This is a genomic window from Streptomyces sp. Root1304 (genome assembly GCF_001426405.1).
In the GTDB taxonomy this organism is placed as follows: Bacteria; Actinomycetota; Actinomycetes; order Streptomycetales; family Streptomycetaceae; genus Streptomyces.
In genome coordinates, this window is the sequence record NZ_LMEP01000025.1 from 563,081 (window position 1) to 582,040 (window position 18,960).

The 18,960-nt window shown below is 73.7% G+C and carries 15 protein-coding genes; 6 read left to right on the plus strand and 9 right to left on the minus strand.

Annotation, left to right across the window (positions count from 1 at the left end; genetic code table 11):
- Nucleotides 1-73: 73 nt before the first annotated feature.
- The 3 genes from ASD33_RS29175 to ASD33_RS29185 all read right to left on the minus strand — a co-directional run bounded on the left by ASD33_RS29175 (nt 74) and on the right by ASD33_RS29185 (nt 2,675).
- On the minus strand, nt 74-1,231 hold the full coding sequence (locus ASD33_RS29175; RefSeq protein WP_056567196.1) for a lipid-transfer protein: 1,158 nt from the start codon (nt 1,229-1,231) through the stop codon (nt 74-76).
- 26 nt (nt 1,232-1,257) lie between these two features.
- Nucleotides 1,258-1,773, minus strand: a complete 516-nt coding sequence (locus tag ASD33_RS29180) for a zinc ribbon domain-containing protein (RefSeq protein WP_079045079.1) — start codon at nt 1,771-1,773, stop codon at nt 1,258-1,260.
- Nucleotides 1,774-1,853: 80 nt separating this feature from the next.
- Nucleotides 1,854-2,675 carry a M15 family metallopeptidase gene (locus tag ASD33_RS29185; RefSeq protein ID WP_056567199.1) on the minus strand — a complete coding sequence of 274 codons (822 nt, stop codon included), beginning with the start codon at nt 2,673-2,675 and terminating at the stop codon, nt 1,854-1,856.
- On the opposite strand from ASD33_RS29185, the gene ASD33_RS29190 reads away from it, so the two are divergent.
- Nucleotides 2,674-3,288, plus strand: coding sequence for an NUDIX domain-containing protein (locus ASD33_RS29190; protein WP_079045080.1), 615 nt, complete (start codon nt 2,674-2,676; stop codon nt 3,286-3,288). The genes ASD33_RS29185 and ASD33_RS29190 overlap by 2 nt on opposite strands.
- 87 nt (nt 3,289-3,375) lie before the next feature.
- On the opposite strand, the gene ASD33_RS29195 is transcribed toward ASD33_RS29190, so the two are convergent.
- The gene (locus tag ASD33_RS29195; RefSeq protein WP_056567058.1) at nt 3,376-5,733 is read right to left on the minus strand and encodes a TIM-barrel domain-containing protein; all 2,358 of its coding nucleotides are present in this window, start codon (nt 5,731-5,733) and stop codon (nt 3,376-3,378) included.
- Nucleotides 5,734-5,948: 215 nt separating this feature from the next.
- On the opposite strand from ASD33_RS29195, the gene ASD33_RS29200 reads away from it, so the two are divergent.
- Together ASD33_RS29200 and ASD33_RS29205 are read left to right on the plus strand one after the other, a co-directional pair.
- On the plus strand, nt 5,949-7,919 hold the full coding sequence (locus ASD33_RS29200) for an acetoacetate--CoA ligase (RefSeq protein WP_056567065.1): 1,971 nt from the start codon (nt 5,949-5,951) through the stop codon (nt 7,917-7,919).
- Between the two features lie 125 nt (nt 7,920-8,044).
- A complete protein-coding gene (locus ASD33_RS29205; protein ID WP_056567069.1) occupies nt 8,045-8,758 on the plus strand; it encodes a lipase in 714 nt (237 codons plus the stop codon).
- A gap of 49 nt (nt 8,759-8,807) precedes the next feature.
- Here the strand turns inward: ASD33_RS29205 and ASD33_RS29210 are convergent, their stop codons facing one another.
- Together ASD33_RS29210 and ASD33_RS29215 are read right to left on the minus strand one after the other, a co-directional pair.
- Entirely contained in the window at nt 8,808-9,899 is a 1,092-nt protein-coding gene (locus ASD33_RS29210; protein ID WP_079045081.1) for a CU044_5270 family protein, read from the minus strand.
- Entirely contained in the window at nt 9,896-10,693 is a 798-nt protein-coding gene (locus ASD33_RS29215) for an RNA polymerase sigma factor (RefSeq protein WP_199863607.1), read from the minus strand. Before ASD33_RS29215 ends, ASD33_RS29210 begins: the two co-directional genes overlap by 4 nt.
- Before the next feature lie 121 nt (nt 10,694-10,814).
- Here ASD33_RS29215 and ASD33_RS29220 point away from each other — a divergent pair, with 121 nt between their 5' ends.
- Nucleotides 10,815-12,479: a DUF4249 domain-containing protein gene (locus tag ASD33_RS29220; protein ID WP_242427183.1), complete on the plus strand. Its 1,665-nt coding sequence runs from the start codon at nt 10,815-10,817 to the stop codon at nt 12,477-12,479.
- A 102-nt stretch (nt 12,480-12,581) separates the two neighbouring features.
- On the opposite strand, the gene ASD33_RS29225 is transcribed toward ASD33_RS29220, so the two are convergent.
- Nucleotides 12,582-13,901 carry a GntR family transcriptional regulator gene (locus tag ASD33_RS29225; protein ID WP_056567072.1) on the minus strand — a complete coding sequence of 440 codons (1,320 nt, stop codon included), beginning with the start codon at nt 13,899-13,901 and terminating at the stop codon, nt 12,582-12,584.
- A 45-nt stretch (nt 13,902-13,946) separates the two neighbouring features.
- Between ASD33_RS29225 and ASD33_RS29230 the strand changes: the two genes are divergently transcribed.
- Both ASD33_RS29230 and ASD33_RS29235 read left to right on the plus strand, forming a co-directional pair.
- Complete coding sequence (locus ASD33_RS29230; protein ID WP_277922103.1) at nt 13,947-15,233, plus strand: MFS transporter; 1,287 nt, start codon at nt 13,947-13,949, stop codon at nt 15,231-15,233.
- Between the two features lie 23 nt (nt 15,234-15,256).
- Nucleotides 15,257-16,156 carry a hypothetical protein gene (locus ASD33_RS29235; protein WP_056567082.1) on the plus strand — a complete coding sequence of 300 codons (900 nt, stop codon included), beginning with the start codon at nt 15,257-15,259 and terminating at the stop codon, nt 16,154-16,156.
- 72 nt (nt 16,157-16,228) lie between these two features.
- Here the strand turns inward: ASD33_RS29235 and ptsP are convergent, their stop codons facing one another.
- Both ptsP and ASD33_RS29245 read right to left on the minus strand, forming a co-directional pair.
- Nucleotides 16,229-17,899, minus strand: coding sequence for a phosphoenolpyruvate--protein phosphotransferase (gene ptsP / locus ASD33_RS29240; protein ID WP_056567084.1), 1,671 nt, complete (start codon nt 17,897-17,899; stop codon nt 16,229-16,231).
- An 80-nt stretch (nt 17,900-17,979) separates the two neighbouring features.
- On the minus strand, nt 17,980-18,429 hold the full coding sequence (locus tag ASD33_RS29245) for a PTS glucose transporter subunit IIA (RefSeq protein ID WP_056567088.1): 450 nt from the start codon (nt 18,427-18,429) through the stop codon (nt 17,980-17,982).
- Between the last annotated feature and the right edge of the window lie 531 nt (nt 18,430-18,960).

Genomic DNA, 18,960 nt, shown 5'->3' on the forward strand with positions numbered 1-18,960 from the left:
CCCGGGGGCGACCACCACCCGCCCGCCCTGTACGGGTTCTCAGCGGCGGATACCACCCGCCCCCTAGGGGTTCTCAGCGGACCGCCACCACCGCCGACCCGTGCCCGAACAGGCCCTGGTTCACCGTGATGCCGACCCGCGCCCCCGGCACCTGCCGGTCGCCCGCCGTGCCCCGCAGCTGCCAGGTCAGCTCGCAGACCTGCGCGATGGCCTGCGCGGGCACCGCCTCCCCGAACGAGGCGAGGCCACCGCTGGTGTTGACGGGCAGCCGCCCGCCGAGGGCCGTGGCCCCGTCCCTGAGCAGCTTCGCGCCCTCGCCCGCCGCGCAGAGGCCGATGTCCTCGTACCACTCCAGCTCCAGGGCCGTGGACAGGTCGTACACCTCCGCGAGCGACAGGTCCTCGGGCCCGATCCCGGCCTCCTCGTACGCGGCGCGCGCGATGGAGGAGCGGAAGCCGTGCGCGGCGGGGGCGACGGCCACCGCCGAGTCCGTCGCGATGTCGGGGAGGTCGAGCACGGCCTTGGGGTACGTGGGGGAGACCGTCGACACGGCCCTGACCCTGACGGGGTCGGGGTGTCCGTGACGGCGTGCGAACTCCATGCTGGACAGGACGAGGGCGGCGCCCCCGTCCGAGGTGGCGCAGATGTCGAGCAGCCGCAGGGGATCGGCGACGACGGCGGAGGCCGCGACCTCCTCGGCGGTCACCCGGGCCCGGTAGCGTGCCCGGGGATTGAGCGCCCCGGCCGCGGCGTTCTTCACCTTGACCTGGGCGAAGTCCTCGGGAGTGTCCCCGTACAGGGCCATCCTGCGGCGCGCGTACATGGCGAAGTACGCGGGGTTGGTGGCCCCGAGCACCCGGAACCGCAGCCAGTCGGGGTCGTCGGGGCGCTCGCCGCCGGCCGGTGCGAAGAAGCCCTTGGGGGTGGAGTCCGCACCGACCACCAGGACCACGTCCGCGAGGCCGGCCAGGATCTGGGCCCGCGCGGTCCCGATCGCCTGGGCGCCCGACGCGCAGGCCGCGTAGACGCTGGTGACCCGCGCCCCCTGCCACCCCAGGGCCTGGGCGAACGTCGCCCCGGCGACGTATCCCGGGTAGCCGCACCGCATGGTGTCGGCGCCGACGACCGACCCGACGTCGGTCCAGTCGAGCCCCGCGTCGGCGAGCGCGGCGCGGGCGGCGGCCGTCCCGTAGGTGACGAAGCCGCGGCCCCACTTGCCCCAGGGGTGCATTCCCGCCCCGAGCACGGCGATGTCGTTCACGACCGCTCCTCCCGCTCCGACCGTGCGTCGGTCCGTTCCGGCTGTGCGTCGGTCCGCTCCGGCCGCGGGACCGGTCGCCAGTTCCAGGTGGTCCAGATGTGCAGGTCGTCCTCGTTCAGGACGCCGGGCACCAGCTCGACCTCCGCCCCGACCTCGAGTTCGGCCGTCGTGACGCCCGGTGCGGCCTGCCCGAGCACCACCATCGCCTCCGCCGCCAGCTCGACGGCGACGAGGGTGTACGGCTCCCAGGGCGCGTCGGGGTCGGACACGTAGGGGGCGGGCGGCCGGTAGCGCCCGTCGGTGTACGACCAGACCCGCCCGCGCGGGGAGAGCGGGACCTCGGCGAGTTCGCCGCCACCCGCGCAGAGCGGATTGCGGCAGGCGTTGTCCTCGCGCGGGAAGAACACCGACGTGCAGGCCGTGCACCGGGTGCCGAGCAGCCGGAACTCCGCCTCCGGCACGGTGTCGTCGGTGAACCAGCCGGCCACCACCGGTCTGCGCGTCCGTGCCATCGAGGCCTCCCGTGCCACCGCTCACAAAGAACTGACGAACCGTCAGGAGTGTGCCACGGGAGCCCCCGGACGCGGAAGGCTCAGTGACCGGCCACCGACCGCCGGGCCACCGGGAAGTCGAAGAACGTGCTCGGGAACGGCTCCGGCTTGAACGTGAAGTGCCACCACTCCTCCGGCAGGTTCACGAACCCCTGCTCCCCGAGCGCCCCCTTCAGCAGCTGCCGGTTGGCCCGCTGCTCGCCCTGGATGCGCGGGTCGTCGGTGTGCGAGCGCGTGTCGAAGCAGTCGTACCCGGTCCCCATGTCCACGGAGTTGTCGGGGAACCGTTCCGCCTGCGGGGCGTAGCACTCCACAAGACGCTCACCGGGCACGTACGCGCGCGTGGGGGCGGCCGGCAGCCGTACGACGGTCAGGTCCACCGTCGATCCCCGGCTGTGCCCCGACTTCTCCGCGATGTATCCGTCCGCGAACAGCCTCGACTTGTCGACGAGTGGATAGAACTCCTCCCGCATCCGCTCGTCCTCCAGGTCCTCGGCCCAGCGCACGAAGTGGTCCACGGCGCGCTGCGGCCGGTAGCAGTCGTAGACCTTGAGCGTGTATCCCCGGGCGAGCAGCCGCACCTGGGCGCGGTGCAGCGCCTCGGCGGCGGGCCGGGTCAGGATGCAGAGCGGCTGCCGGTAGCCGTCGACCGGTGCGCCCACGAAGTTGTGCTCCGTCGTGTAGCGCATCTCCTGGATGATCGTCCGGTCGACCGCGCTCAGGGCCACGAACTCCCGTGGCGCCTTCGGCTCGGGTGCGGCCGACGCCGGGGGAGCGGGGGCGGCGAGGGTGCCCGTGGCGGCGAGCAGTCCGGCCGCGGCGGTGATGGCGAGGGTACGGAAGGCGGAAGCAAGTCCTGTCATGCGCACCGTCTATCAGTTCCGGCAGCGCCGGGAAAGGGTGATCGCATACGGTCGGCCCGTGAAGGAAACCCGCGACACCCGCGACTCCCACTGTTCGTCCTGCGGCGCCGCGTATCCGGCCGACGCCGGCTGGCCCCGCATCTGCCGGGCCTGCGGCGCGACCGCCTACAGGAACCCGCTGCCCGTCGCCGTGGCCCTGCTCCCCGTCACGGACGGGACGGGAACGGGGGACGGGACGGGAACGGGCGACGGTTCCGGAACGGGCCTCGTCGTCATCACCCGCACCATCGAACCCGCGCGGGGCGGGGTGGCCCTGCCGGGCGGCTTCATCGACCACGGCGAGGACTGGCGCGCCGCCGTCGCCCGCGAACTGCGCGAGGAGACCGGCATCCGGGCCTCCGCCGACGAGGTCCGCCTCGCCGACGCGCTGAGCTCCCCGGCCGGCCACCTCCTCCTCTTCGGCCTCCTCCCGCCCCGCCCGGCGGCCGAACTCCCGCCGTCCACCCCGACGGACGAGACGAGCGGCCACCACGTGCTCCACGCGCCGGAGGAACTGGCCTTCCCGCTCCACACGGAGGCGGTACGGAAGTGGTTCGCGGGGGAGTACGGCTGAGGCGCGCGGCCGGGGCGGGCGCGCCGCCCGTAAACACCGGCCACGCGCGCGTGCCCGTAAACACCGGCCACGCGCGCGTGTGCCCCCTCAGAGCCCCCGCACCCGCACCGGCAGCTCCACCTCCGACACCCCGTCGTCCGTCACCCGCTCCACGACCACCCGGCCGTCCACGAGCCGTGACTGGTACCGCTCGATCTCGGCCGGCTCCCAGCCGTCCCCCGTGTCCCGCACGACGAGTCCGCCGCCCGTCCGCCCGGCTGCGGGCGCCCACACCTCCAGGGCCGGCGCGCCGTCCTCGCCCCGCACCGGGAGCACCGCCCCGGCCCGTGCCAGGACCGGCACCCGGGAGAGCGGCGCGTCGAGCAGCACCTGTCCGGGCCCCTCGTACGCCTGGCCCGTAGCCGTGTCGTACCAGCGCCCGCGCGGCAGCCGTACCGCCCGCCGGTCCGCGCCCCGGGTCAGGACCGGTGCCACCAGCAGCGCGTCACCCAGCAGGAACGCGTCCTCGCAGTCCCGCAGCACCCGGTCCTCGGGCGTCCCCCACCACACCGGCCGGACGTACGGCGCGCCGGTCATCCGGGCGAGCCGGGCCAGTGTGGTGAAGTACGGCCGCAGCCGCTCCCGCTCGGCCAGCGCCACGCGCGCGTGCTCCAGGACCTCCGGCCCGAACTCCCAGGGCTCGCGCCGCCCCGCGTCGATCGCCGCGTGGGTCCGGAACAGCGGCAGCCACGCGCCCAGCTGGTACCAGCGCAGGAACAGCTCCGGCGTCGGGCTGCCGTCGAAGCCGCCGACATCGGGACCCGAGTACGGCACCCCGCAGAGCCCGAGCCCCAGGACCAGGGCGAGCGAGGCCCGCAGCCCCGGCCACCCCGTGGACACGTCGCCCGACCAGGTGCCGCCGTACCGCTGCATCCCGGCCCAGCCGGACCGCGAGAAGAGGAAGGGCCGCTCGTCGGGCCGCAGCCGGCGCAGCCCCTCGTACCCGGCGCGCGCCATCGTGAGGCCGTACACGTTGTGTGCCTCGCGGTGGTCGCCGCCGCGCCCGTCGAGCGCGTGCCGCGCCGAACGCGGCAGCGTCGTGTCGCCGAAGGCGGCGAAGGACACCGGCTCGTTCATGTCGTGCCACACCCCGGCGAAACCCTGCCGGAGCCGCTCCTCGTACAGGCCGCCCCACCACTCCCGCACGGCCGGATCGGTGAAGTCCGGGTAGGCGCACTCGCCCGGCCACACCACCCCGTGGACCTCCCGGCCACGGGCGTCCCGCACGAAGGCGTCCGCCGCGCGCCCGCTGTCGTAGACCGCGTTCCCCGGTTCGGCCTTGACCGCCGGGTCCACGATCGAGACCAGCCGCACGCCCTGCTCCGCCAGCTCCGCCGCGAGACCCGGCAGGTCGGGGAACCGCTCGCGGTCGACCGTGAACACCCGGTGCCCGTCGTAGTGGTCGATGTCCAGGTGCACGGCGGACAGCGCGAGACCCCGTTCCCGGTACCCGGCCACCACCCGCCGCACCTCCCGGGCGCTGCCGAAGCCCCAGCGCGCGTGCTGCGGCCCGAGCGCCCAGTCCGGCGGCAGCGCGGGCGCCCCGGTCAGCGCCGCCCAGCCGTGGAGCACGCGCGCGGGGGTGCCCACCACCACCCAGCAGCGCAGCGGCCCGCCGTCCGTCCGCACCTCGCTGGTCCCCGGCCGGTCGTGCCCGGAACCCGCGCCCTCCTCCCCCTCGGCCAGGGTGACCCGGCCGTCCCAGGAGTTGTCGTGGAAGACCAGATGCGTCCCGGCGTCCGAGACGACGAACTGCACCGGCATGGTGAGGGAGAGCGGGTCGTCCCCGGGGCCGAAACTCCCCTTCGGGTCGGTGTTCCACAGCCGGTACGTGCCGTCCCGCAGCCGCGGCCCGGCGGACCGCCCGCCCAGCCCGAAGAACCGCGCGTCCGCCGGCACCTCGCTGCGCTGCACCCAGCGCGCCCCGTCCGCGGGCTCCCCGGCCACCGGCTCCCACCACCGGGGCGGCAGGTCCCTGCGCAGCATCACCCCGCCCGGCGTCCGGATCTCCACCGCGCCGTGGCGGGAGACCGCCACCGTCACCCGCTCCGACACGATCCGCCAGCCGCCGTCCGTGTCCGGCTCCAGGGAGGCCCGGGGGTCCGGATCGGGCGCCTCGCCGGCCAAGGCGTACGAGGGAAGCGGCTCGGCACCGTCCCACCCCCAGAAGACGGTCCCGCCCGCCGACACGGACACCCGCAGCGAGGACCGCGCGAAGCTGACGGTCCCCCCGCCCGGAGCGGCCTCCGCCCCCGTCGCGAGCCCCGGCACCCGGGCCCGCTCCGGACCCCTCGCCGGCAGCCCCCACGCGTCCGTACGGCGCTGCCGCCACGCCACCCGCACCGTGCGCAAGCCCCCCACCGAACCGAACACCTTGATCGAACGCACCAGTCCACGACCGTCCATGCAGCTCAGCCTGCCATCCGCCCGAGGCGGAACCGGCTCCGTTCAACTGCCGTTCACCCGTGGTGGGAGCACATATTCAACTCTCCGACCATGGGCGGGCAGCCCTGGTGCGAAAGACGATCACATGGCATCGTCCTGTCAGCCGCGTCGCGCGCACACCCCAGCACGTGCGCGGGACACACGCCGACCCCGCGTACAGCCAGGGAGCCGCCCCAATGACATCCGCGCAGACCGAGCCGCTCTGGCAGCCGGACGACGAACGCATCGCCTCGGCCGCCGTCACCCGCTTCCAGGCCTGGGCCGCCGAACACCACGGCGCCCCCGCCGAGGGCGGGTACCCGGCGCTCCACCGCTGGTCGGTCGACGAGCTCGAAGCCTTCTGGCAGGCGGTCGTCGAATGGTTCGACGTCCGCTTCTCCACCCCGTACGAGCGGGTGCTCGGAGACCGTTCCATGCCGGGCGCCGAGTGGTTCCCCGGCGCCACCCTCAACTACGCCGAGCACGCCCTGCGCGCCGCCGACGAGCGCCCCCATGACACGGCACTGCTCCATGTGGACGAGACACATGACCCGGTGCCGACCACCTGGTCCGAGCTGCGCCGCCAGGTCGGCTCCCTCGCGTCGGAACTCCGCGCCCTCGGCGTACGGCCGGGCGACCGCGTCAGCGGCTATCTGCCCAACGTCCCGCAGTCCGTCGTGGCCCTCCTCGCCACCGCGGCCGTCGGCGGCGTCTGGACCTCCTGCGCCCCCGACTTCGGCGCCCGCAGCGTCCTCGACCGTTTCCAGCAGGTCGAGCCGGTCGTCCTCTTCACCGTCGACGGCTACCGCTACGGAGGCAAGGAGCACGACCGCCGCGACACCGTCGCCGAACTCCGCGCCGAGCTGCCCACCCTGCGCGCCGTCGTCCACATTCCGCTGCTCGGCACCCCGGCCCCGGAGGGAACCCTCGCCTGGGCCGACCTCGTCGCCGGCGACGTCGAGCCGGTCTACGACCAGGTCCCGTTCTCGCACCCGCTGTGGGTCCTGTACTCCTCCGGCACGACCGGCCTGCCGAAGGCGATCGTCCAGTCCCAGGGCGGCATCCTCGTCGAGCACGTCAAGCAACTGGGGCTGCACTGCGACCTCGGCCCCGAGGACGTGTTCTTCTGGTACACCTCCACCGGCTGGATGATGTGGAACTTCCTCGTCTCCGGCCTCCTCACCGGTACGACCGTCGTCCTGTACGACGGAAGCCCCGGCTATCCGGACACCGCGGCCCAGTGGCGCGTCGCAGAACGCACCCGCGCCACCCTGTACGGCACCTCCGCCGCGTACGTCATGGCCTGCGCCAAGGCCGACGTGCACCCGGGCCGGGACTTCGACCTGTCCGCCGTGAAGTGCGTGGCCACCACGGGCTCCCCGCTGCCGCCCGACGGGTTCCGCTGGCTGCACGACGAGGTCCGCGAGAACCTCTGGATCGCCTCCGTCAGCGGCGGCACCGACGTCTGCTCCTGCTTCGCCGGCGCCGTCCCCACCCTCCCGGTCCACATCGGCGAGCTCCAGGCGGCGGGCCTCGGCACCGACCTCCAGTCCTGGGACCCCTCCGGCAAGCCCGTCATCGGCGAGGTCGGCGAACTCGTCGTCACCAACCCCATGCCGTCCATGCCGATCCACTTCTGGAACGACCCCGACGGCAGCCGCTACCGCGACAGCTACTTCGAGATGTTCCCGGGTGTCTGGCGCCACGGCGACTGGATCACGATCACCGACCACGGCTCGGTCGTCATCCACGGCCGCTCCGACTCCACCCTGAACCGTCAGGGCGTACGGATGGGGAGCGCCGATATCTATGAGGCCGTCGAGCGCCTCCCGGAGATCCGCGAGTCCCTCGTGATCGGCCTGGAGGAGCCGGACGGCGGGTACTGGATGCCGCTCTTCGTCCACCTCGTGGAGGGCGCCACCCTCGACGACGAGCTGATCGCCCGCATCAAGCGCACGATCCGGACGGAGCTGTCCCCGCGGCACGTCCCGGACGAGATCATCGAGGTCCCGGGCGTCCCGCACACCCTCACCGGCAAGCGCATCGAGGTCCCGGTCAAGCGCCTGCTCCAGGGCACCCCCCTGGCCAAGGCCGTCAACGCCGGTTCGGTCGACGACCTCGGTCTCCTGCACTTCTACGAGACGCTGGCCGCCAACCGCCGCGGCTAGGTCGTGTCCGGACAGTCCCGTGCACAGCCGTACGGCATCCCCGTGCACGGGACTGTTCTTCCGTGTCCCCAGGCCCCACCATGCTCCTGACTACTCGTGCGTAACACGTCGTAGGGAGAAGTGTGTTGAAGCCCGGTACCAGGCGCGGCGCCAGGATCGCCGTTCCACTGCTCGCCGCCGCCGCGGCCCTGCTCCTGCCGAGCGCGACGGCCGGCGCCCAGGCACCCGCCCGCGCCACCGCCGCCCACACCCCGGTGGTCTTCGTCCACGGCTACAACGCCGACCCCGGCGTATGGGGCGGCCTGCGCGCCGGCTTCAAAGCCGACGGATACACGGACGCCGAGCTCTTCTCCTTCGGCTACGACACCCACCGCTCCGTGAACGAGGTCCTGTCCGGCGAACTCGCCGCGTACGTCGAGGGCGTGAAGCGGCAGACCGGCGCGAGCCGCGTCGACCTCGTCGCCCACTCCTTCGGCAGCCTCGTCACCCGCTGGTACGTCAAGTTCGACCCCGCCGGACAGGCGTCGGTCGCCCATTGGGTCTCCCTCGCCGGCCCCAACCACGGCACCAGCATCGCCTGGGCCTGCGCCCTGTGGGACCAGGCGTGCCGCGACATGAGCCCCGGCTCCTACGTCCAGAAGAACCTCGCGGCGGGCGACGAGACGCCCGGAGCGGTGCGCTACGCGACCTGGTGGTCGAACTGCGACGAGGTCATCAACCCCGACAACAGCGTCCCCCTGACCGGCGCGACCAACAACGCCGCGGGCTGCCTCGACCACAACGAACTCCTGGGCGACGACGGGGTCTCCCGGGGGGTGCGCGCCTTCCTCCGCTCCTAGGACATCGTCGGCACGCCGGACATCCGGCGTGCCGACGCGTCGCCCTCGGTCACCCCTCCGGCAGCTCCCCGGGCGCGGCGGCCACCGCCTTGGCGAGCACCGCCGACACACCCAGCACCGTGCCCTTCCGCCCGGCCGCCGTCGTCTCGGTGAGCACCGTGCGCTCCCCCAGGAACGCCGACGTCGACCGGTCGAAGACCCACTGGGTCTGCTCGCCGTGCGAGGTACGGGCCACAGCCACACCCTCACGGCCGGCCGCGTCCGTCGCATACGGCAGGACGGTCACACCGGGGATCCGCCCCGCGGCCTCGTACAGCGCGGCGGTGACCTTCGGCGGAGCCCACGTCTCGGCGAGCAGCGTCCCGATCGCGGTGAACGCCCGCTGATCGGCGTCGCCCCCGGTGCCCCGGGTCTGTTCCCGGACGAGCCGCAGGAGCGTCTCCGGGTCCGTCGGAAGCGTCGCCACGTACGCGTGCGTCGGGTTGGTGACGGAGGCGGGCGCCGCCCCGGCGGTCGTCTTCCGGGGAGTGGCCCCGCGGTGGTCCAGCTCGTACACGGGCAGGCGTGCGCCCAGCTCCGTGTCGGCGGCGCCGGGCTCGCGCAGCAGACCGGGACGGCTCCCGTCGGCGGAGAGCCACACCTCGCGCCGGTGGGCCGTCGGCAGTACGGCAGCGCCGCCGTCCGCGCCCCGCCCCGCGTGCGCGACCAGGCTCCTGATGTAGACGTACTGCTCCGGCCGCGCGTGCGGTGCCGGAGCGGCGGCCGCCGCGAGCGCCGCGTGGGACAGGATCCGCACCGCGTCGGGCGACGCGGGCTGCCCGGCCGAGATCCGGTCCGGGGACTCCGCCGGCGCGTCCCGGGGCGCGAGTACGGCGACACCGGCGACGAGCGCGCAGGCCGTCACCGGCGCGGCGATCCACCCGATCCGGAGACCCGGACGCGAACGGCCGGTACGGGCCGGGCGGGCGGCGGCGCCGTCGGAGGCGAGGGCGGTCCGCAGCACGGCGTGCCGCAGGGCCACGTTCCGCTCGGGCGTCAGGTCGGGCACCGCCGCCGGGGGCAGCAGCTCGGCCAGCTCGGCGCGCAGCAGTTCGTCCGCGTCGGCGTGCGCGGGGGAAGGGCGGGGGGCGGAGGCGTTCATGCCTGGTTCTCCGGGATCGATCGGGGCACGAGGGCGGGACGGACGGGGGAGTGGACGGCGGGCCGGGCGCCCACGGCTTCGGCGCGGCCCGCAGCTGGTTCGGCGGGGGTGCCCCCGGCCGGGCCCGCGGTGGTACCGGGGGCGCTCCCCCCGGTGCTTCTTTCGGAGGCCGTACGGGCAGGGGCACGCGCGGCGCCCCGGTCGGCCGGCCCAGGGGCCGCCCGCACGGCGGCGACGGCCGCGCGGTCCTTCCGCCGTACCGCCCGCAGCTCCGCCTCGGCGAGCTTCCGCAGCCGCTCACGGGCCCGGGACAGCCGGGACCGGACGGTGCCGACCGGGATGCCCAACGCCTCCCCGGCGGCGGCGTAGTCGAGTCCGGCCCACACCACGAGGGTGAAGACCTCCCGCTCGCGCCGACGGAGCTTCCCCAGGGCGGCTCGGGCGGCCCGTACCTGCTCCCCGTCCGTCATCCGGGCGAGGACCTCGTCCGCGAAGTCCGGCAGCACCCCGCGCTCGGGGACACGGGCGAGCGCCGCGTCGCGCCGTCGCGCCTCCCGCGCCGCGCCGCGCATGATGTTGGTCGCGATGCCGAGCAGCCACGGGCGGAGGCTCCCGCCGTCGGCGTGCACCTTCCCGCGACAGCGCCAGGCCTCCAGGAACGCGGAGGACACGACGTCCTCCGCGGCCGCGCGGTCCCCGCACACCCGGTAGGCGTAGTGGTAGAGCACGCGTGCGTGCTCGTCGTACGCCTCCCCGAGCGCCGAGGGGTCTCCGGCGCGGAAACGATCTCTCATAGGTGATTCCACATCTGGCACTGGGCGGTGGTTCACCCGGGTTCCCGTGACCTGGACCACACCCACGCCCGATGTGTCCCAGGTCACGGGAACGCCCGGCCCACGATGCGCAGTGCTGGGCATGAACGATTCCTCGGCACACAGCACCACGCACAGCACCACACCCGTCACCCCGTACGGCACCACGCCCGTCACCCCGCCCCGCGCCACCGGACGCGGAACCGGCCGCAGGACCGCGCTCCGGGCCCTCGCCCTGGCCGCGGTCCTCGCCGGCACCACGCTCTCGACGCCGCTCCCGCCCGCCCTCGCCGCGGGCGGGGCCGAGACCTACACCCTGACCATCCGCCACCTGGACCGCGCCGGAGCCGCCACCGGCGACTACCTGACCCATGTCACCGGCATCTCGGGCGCGGGCGCGTCCGAGGAGGCGACGCCGTACGACGCGTCCGGGACGGTCACCGTCCGCCTGCCCAAGGGCCGCTACCTGCTCGACTCCACCCTGACCGGTGCCGGCACGGCGGCGGGGACCGACTGGATCGTCCAGCCCCGGCTGGACCTGAACGGCGACACGACGGTCACCGTCGACGCCCGCACCACCGCCCCGGTGGACGTACGCCCGCCGGAGTCGGGTGCCCGCTACCTCAACAGCCTCGGGTTCGTCGAGGTCAGCCACGAGGGGACGACCCGCTCGGCCAACGTCCTGGTGGCCGGCCCCGGCCTGCGCGTGGCCCACCTCGGCCCCGCCGCGGAGTCCGGCTCCGTCAAGGAATGGTTCGACACCTACTGGTCGGGCGCGAAGAGCGACTACGCGCTCGGCTACACCTTCACCTCGGGGCGCGCCCTGACCGGTCTCGTCCGGCACCCCTCCGCCGCCTCGCTGGCCACCGTCAAGATCCGGGGAGCCGCCCCCCAGGGCGCGGCCGGCACCGGCTTCGTCTCCATCCAGCCCAGCGCCGGCCCCACCGTCGGACTCGTCCAGCCCCTCGAACTGCCCGGCACCGCCACCGTCCAGGTGACCCCGGAGCGGGGCCTGTGGGACATCGGCTACTCGGGGCCCGCCGCCCCCGAGACCCCGCCCAACCGCTACTCCGCGGACGGCATCGCGGTACGCGCCGGCGCCACCACCACCCACACCTTCGACAACGCCGTCTTCGGCCCGGCCTTCGACCGCTCGCCCGGCGCCCGGCCCGCCGGCGTCCGTGACGGCGACACCCTCGCCCTCGACCTCCCGCTGCTCGCCGACGGCGAGGGCCACACACCGTCCGCACCGCGCTTCCACGGCGCCACGACCACGCTCCACCGCGACGGCGTCCTGATCGGCACCCGACAGGGCGACCCGGGCCGCGCCACGTTCACGACCACGCCCGGATCCGCCTCGTACCGGCTGACCGCCTCCGCGACGCGCGGCGACGGCACGACCTCGCGCGGCCGTGTCACCGCGTCCTGGACCTTCACCTCGGCCGCCGCAGCCCGCCCGGCGGCGCTGCCCCTCAGCACCGTCCGCTTCGCCCCGGCGCTCGCCCTCGACGGCACCGCTCCGGCGGGAGTGACGGTCCGCGTGCCCGTCACCGTCGAGGGAGCCGCCGAGGAGAACGGCGTACGGTCCCTCGCCGTCTCCCTGTCCACGGACGACGGCTCCAGCTGGACCCGCGTGCCCGTCCTCGACGGCCGGGCCGTCTTCCGCACCCCGGCCCCCGGCCGGTCCGTCTCGCTCCGCGCCGAACTGACCGACGGCCGGGGCAACACCCTCACCCAGACCCTGACCGACGCCTACCGCACCCGCTGACCACCTGACCGCGTCCACGGCGACACCACGCTCCGGGAAGGGCCGACCGCCCCTCCCGGAGCGTTCCCGTGCCCCGCCCCACCGACCGCGTACGGCCTGTCCTCATCCGCCGTACGTCGCCTGGGCGTCCCCGAGCACCTCGGCGAAGTCCGCCGCGAGGCGCGGCGCCTCGTCCACATCGAGCGTCGCCGTCGTGATCCGTACGGCCGGCGGCGCCGCGATCCGGAACCGCGCCCCCGCCGCGACCCACCAGCCCTGCGTCCGCAGCCCGTTGACCACCGCCGACTCGTCCCGGACCGGCACCCACACGTTCAGACCGCTCGCCCCGACGGCCCGGATCCCATGCGCCCGGAGCGCGCCGATCAGCGCCGCACGCCGTTCCGCGTACGCCTCCTCGCCCGCCGCCACGAGCGCGCGTACCGCCCCGTCGCCGAGCAGTCCCGCCACGGTCTCCTGGAGCACGTGACTCACCCAGCCCGAGGTCATCAGCATCCGGCCGTCGTGCCGCGCGAGCGTCACCGCGTCACAGGCGACACCGGCCCACCGCAGGTCGATCCCGAGGTGCTTGGACACGGTCCGCACCTGCGCCCAGCGTTCGAGCCCGGCCGCCGCGAGCGTATGGGCGGCCGCCCCGCCGACCTCGGCGTTGTGGTCGTCCTCGATCACGAGCACCTCGGGGAAGTCCCCGAGCACCGCGGCCAGTTCGTCCCGCCGCGCCCGGGTGAAGAACGCGCCGGTCGGACACTGGCCCCGGGGACTGCACACCACCGCGCGGACCCCGCTCCGGAGGGCCGCCCGCAGCGCGTCCGGTACGAGCCCCTCCCCGTCCACGGCCACCGGGACCGTCCGCAGCCCCAGGGCGGGCACCAGGTCGAGCAGATGGTGGAACCCGGGATCCTCCACGGCCACCGCGTCACCGGGCCGCAGCTCCGTCGAGAGGAGCCGCGCGATGCAGTCCAGCGCCCCGTGTGCGAACGTCACGTGCCGCGCGGGCACCCCGTCCCGCCCGAACCACTGCCGCGTCAGCTCTTCGAGGGCCGCGAGACGGGGCGAGGCACGGTGGGAGCCGTACACGGGAGCGACCACCGAGGGCGGCCGCAGTACGGGAAGGAAGGCCGGGTCCGGATGGCCGCCGGCCAGGTCCACCAGGCCCTGCGGCACGCGCGGCGGGCGCCGGGAGGCCACCGAGGGCACCTCGGCGACGACGGTTCCGCCCCGGCCCCGCGTGACGACCAACCCCCGCCGGCGCAGCTCCTTGTAGGCCGTCGCGACCGTCCCCGGGCTCACCCCCAGCGTGTCGGCGAGCCGCCGGACCGGGGGCAGCGCGTCGCCGGGGGAGAGCCCGCCGTCGCTCACGCCCCGCTCGACGGACGCGGCAATCCCCTTGGCCGTCATACCTTCGATCGCATATTGTGCTGCCACGTAATCAATTATGTATCGATACAAAGCAGTTGGCAAGGGGGACCCATGAACCGCACCACCCGCTCCGCCCGACCAGTCCTGAGGGACCGCATCCCCGGAGGCCCCGACGGCCGCCGCATGCTCGTCATCGGCTTCATCGACAAGTGCGGGACCGGGCTCTGGTCCACGGCCATGGCCCTCTACTTCACCTACGTCACCGGCCTCGGCCTCGGCCAGGTGGGCCTCCTCATCGCCGTCTCCGGCGCCGCCGGCATCGCCGGAGCCCCCCTCGGCGGCCGCCTCGCCGACCGCTTCCCCCTCGTCCGCGTCCTCATCGCCACCCAACTGCTCCGCTCCGCGGCCCTCCTCGCCCTCCTCACCACCGACGACTATCCGCTCCTCGTCCTCTTCTCGGCCCTCGGCGCACTCCCCGACCGCGCCACCAACGTCCTCACCAAGCTCTACGCCGCCCGGGTCGCCGGCCCCGACCGCGTCCGCTACCAGGCCATCAACCGCACCACCTCCAACATCGGCTGGACCCTCGGCGGCCTCGGTGCCGCGGCCGCCCTCGCCGTAGGCACCTCCACCGCCTTCCACCTCCTGCTCGTCGGAGACGCCCTCTCCTACCTCGTGATGGCCGCCCTCACCCTGCGCTGCGCCGAACCCCCGGCCCCCGCCGCCTCGCGGATCGCCGCGTCCTCCACCGACGCGGCCCCCGCGGCCAAGCCCTCCAACCCGTGGCGCGACCGGGGATTCCTCGCCTTCACCGCGGGAGAGTCGGTCTTCTTCCTCCACGACTCGATCCTCCAGGTCGCCCTGCCCCTCTGGATCGTCCACGCCACCGACGCCCCCGTCGGCCTCGCACCGCTCCTGATGGTCGTGAACAGCGCCCTGGTCGTGATCTTCCAGGTCCCGCTCTCCCGCTTCGGCTCCACCACCGACGCCGCCCGCCGGCTGCTCCGCCCCCTCGCGGCCCTCTTCGCCGTGGGGACGCTCGCCCTCGCCGTCTCCGCCCTCGGCGGCCGCACCCTCGCCGTCACCGCCCTGGTCACCGCGGCCGTCGTCCTCACCTTCGCCGAGATGATCCACACCATCGCGTCCTGGGAGATCTCCGTCGCCCTCGCCCCCGACGACGCCCAGGGCGCCTATCTCGGAGTGCACGGCCTCGCCCAGTCCACCCAGCGCTTCGCCGGACCGCTCCTCATGACCGGCCTCGTCGCCGCGGGCCCCTTCGCCTGGCCGGTCCTCGGCGCCGCCCTCGTCGCGACCAGCGCCGCACAGAACCGTCTGGTCCGTCGCCGCCTCCCCGAATCGTCACTGTCAGTGGTCAAGGTTACGGTGAGTGAGCACTGATCGGAACGTCACCAGGGGGAGACATGACACGGACCGGCACCACCACGACACACCTCCGACGCGCCCTGCGCCGCGAAGTCCCCAGCACCGTCGGCCTCCTCGCCGACGAGCACGACTTCAGCGCGATGCGCCGCTACCGCACCTTCGTCTTCGACGACCACACGACCTACCTCCGGCAGGTCGAAGCCCTCCTCAAGAACCTCGCCACCCAGGGCGGTCACACCACCGTCACCCTCTTCGACCCCGAGGAGTACGCGGCCTACTGCGCCGAGACCGCCCTCGACCCCGACCACCCGGCCAGCCGCAGCCGCTTCACCGCCCACCTCGCCGCCACCGGAGCCCGCGTCACCTACACCGGGCAGCCCCTCACCACCCTCCTGCCCGAACTCGTCGACACCGCGGTCCGTCACGCCACCTGGGAGTACGCCACCACCGTCCTCGCCACCACCGGCGACTGCGCCACCTGCGGCAAGGACATCGGCAAGGCCGCCTTCGAGCGGGCCGCCCGGCTCCTCGCCCGCCTCCTCGACACCGCTGGCCCCGGCACCCACCACCTGGTCTGCAGCGTCCCGGCGGCCGACGACCAACTCCTCGCCGTGCTCCACGCCGACGGCACCGCACCGCCGGCGGTCGTGGCCGACGAGCCCGCCGCCGAGTTCACCGCCGTCCTCGCCGCCGGCATCGCCCTCGGCGCCCCCGGCGGGCTGGTCCTGCGCACCACCACCCCCGACGCCCCCGACCGGCTCCACGGCTGGCGCCTCACCGGCGGCACCCTGACCCCCCTCACCGAAGCCGAGGTCTTCTCCGCCTACTGCACCGACGCCCGCACCGGAGAACCCCTCCCGCCGGAACCGGGCGTCGAACACCGCGCGGGCTTCCCCCTCGTCCCCGACCCCGACGACGACTGGACCACCCACCACTGACCCCACCCACGACGAAGGGGCTCCCCGTCACCTCGGTGACGGAAAGCCCCTTCGTCGAAACAGCCCCGGGAATCACTCCCCGGACAGCACCGCCTGCGCGGCCAGCCGCGCCTCGTGCGCCGTGTCCGCGGCCCGCGCCGCGGACGCGGCCCGCTCACACTGCGCCAGCGTGTACTTGGCCAGCGTCGCCCGCACGTACGGGATCGACGCGGCACCCATGGAGAGGGAGGTGACACCCAGACCCGTCAGCACACACGCGAGCAGCGGATCCGAGGCGGCCTCGCCACAGACACCACAGCTCTTGCCCTCGGCCTTGGCCGCCTCGGCGGACATCGCCACCAGGTCGAGCAGCGCCGGCTGCCACGGGTCCTGGAGCCGGGACACCGCACCGACCTGCCGGTCGGCCGCGAAGGTGTACTGCGCCAGGTCGTTGGTGCCCAGCGACAGGAACTCGACCTCCTGGAGGATCGAGCGCGCCCGCAGCGCGGCCGAGGGGATCTCGACCATCGCACCGAACTTCGCCCGCAGCCCGGCCTCGCGGCACGCGTCGGCGAAGGCCTTCGCGTCCGTACGGTCGGCCACCATCGGCGCCATGACCTCGAGGTACACGGGCAGACCCTCGACCGCCTTCGCCAGCGCGGTGAGCTGCGTCCGCAGCACCTCCGGGTGGTCGAGCAGCGACCGCAGCCCCCGCACTCCGAGCGCCGGGTTCGGCTCGTCCGTCGGGGTCAGGAAGTCCAGCGGCTTGTCGGCACCGGCGTCGAGCACCCGCACGACGACACGGCCCTCGGGGAAGGCCTCCAGCACCTTGCGGTAGGCCTCGACCTGCTTCTCCTCGGACGGAGCCTTCTTGCTGTCGTCCAGGAAGAGGAACTCGGTACGGAAGAGACCGACGCCCTCCGCGCCCGCCTCGACCGCCGCCGGCACGTCGGCAGGACCGCCGACGTTGGCGAGCAGCGGCACCTTGTGCCCGTCCGAGGTGGCGCCGGGACCACTGGACGTCGCCAGCGCGGCCTTGCGCGCGGCGGCGGCCGAGGTCAGCTCCGCCTTCTTCTCCTCGCTCGGGTCCACGAAGAGCTCACCGGTCGAACCGTCGACCGCGATGAGCGTGCCCTCGGCGATCTCACCCGCGCCCGGCAGCGCCACGATGGCGGGCACACCGAGAGCCCGCGCCAGGATCGCGCTGTGGCTGGTCGGCCCGCCCTCCTCCGTCACGAACCCGAGCACCAGCGTCGGGTCCAGCAGCGCGGTGTCGGCGGGCGCCAGGTCCCGCGCGATCAGTACGTACGGCTCGTCGCTGTCCGGCACGCCGGGCATCGGAACACCGAGGAGGCGCGCGACGATCCGGTTCCGCACGTCGTCCAGGTCGGCGACCCGGCCCGCCATGTACTCACCGGCACCGGCGAGCAGCTCGCGATAGTGGGAGAACGCGTCGTAGATACCGCGCTCGGCCGTGCTGCCCACGGCGATGCGGCGGTCGACATCGGCGATGAGCTCGGGGTCCTGGGCGATCATCGCCTGGGCCTCGAGCACGTGCTGCGCCTCCCCGCCGGCCAGATTGCCACGCGCAATCAGGTCGGCAGCGACAGCTTCGACGGCCTGACGGGCGCGCCCCTGTTCGCGCTCCGCCTCGTCCGCCGGAATCTGCTTGGCCGGCGGCTCGAGAACCGCCGTGCCCATGTGCCGGACCTCGCCGATCGCCACACCGTGGCTGACGCCGACGCCTCGCAGCGTTGTCTCCATCTCACCTGTCTCCGATAGAGCGGCGGCACCGGCCGCCGCGTTGAATGTCGAACTCGCGGTCGTCACGGGGACGAACCGGCTCAACGCCAGCCGAAGAGCTGGTCGCCGGCCTTCACGTCGCCGTCCCCGACGACATCGGAGAGCGAGTCCGCAGTGGCCTCCAGGGCCACGATGGGACAGATGGGGGACTTGCCGGCGGCCTCGACGTCAGCCGGGTTCCAGCGCACGACGGCCTGTCCGCGCGTCACGGTGTCACCCTTGTTGACGAGCAGCTCGAAGCCCTGCCCGTTGAGCTGAACGGTGTCGATGCCGAGGTGGGTCAGCACCCCGTGGCCCTCGCTGTCGACGACGACGAAGGCGTGCGGGTGCATGGAGACGACGACCCCGTCGAGGGGCGAGACGACCTCCGAGGCCTCACGTACGGGATCGATGGCGGTACCGGGACCGACCATCGCACCGGAGAAGACCGGGTCGGGAACTGCGGCGAGACCGATGGCGCGTCCAGCAAGCGGCGACGTCACGGTTGTCATGGGAAGCCTCCCAGGGGCGGAAATTGTGTGGCGCCGTCACTACCTGTCCTGGACGGCGTACTCTTCTGAAGCGTAAGTCATAGGAAGTCCCAGTTCCGCCCGAGACGTACCAGTTGGGCGGAGCTAGGGACCACCGGAAACGATTTGCCTGAACTGGCGGTGGGATGTACTGTCGTACTCCTGCTTGACCCCAACGCGGCATTGAGTCGTGGGTCGGCAGCACCTACCAAGCCAGATCCTAACCCCAGTGGTCTACACCTCTGCATGCTCGCAGGGGATGTGGTCAGGGGGACCGAGAAAGCCTGGTAATGTTCAACCCCGCCGGGAACGGAAAGCGCGAAAGCGAATTCCTGCCCCAGCAGCCCGCTCCAGCGGGTGGCAGAAACGGAAATCGGGTCTGCTAAGCTGGAAACACGAAACACCGAAGGGAAGCCCGGAGGAAAGCCCGAGAGGGTGAGTACAAAGGAAGCGACCGTTCCTTGAGAACTCAACAGCGTGCCAAAAATCAACGCCAGATTAGTTGATACCCCG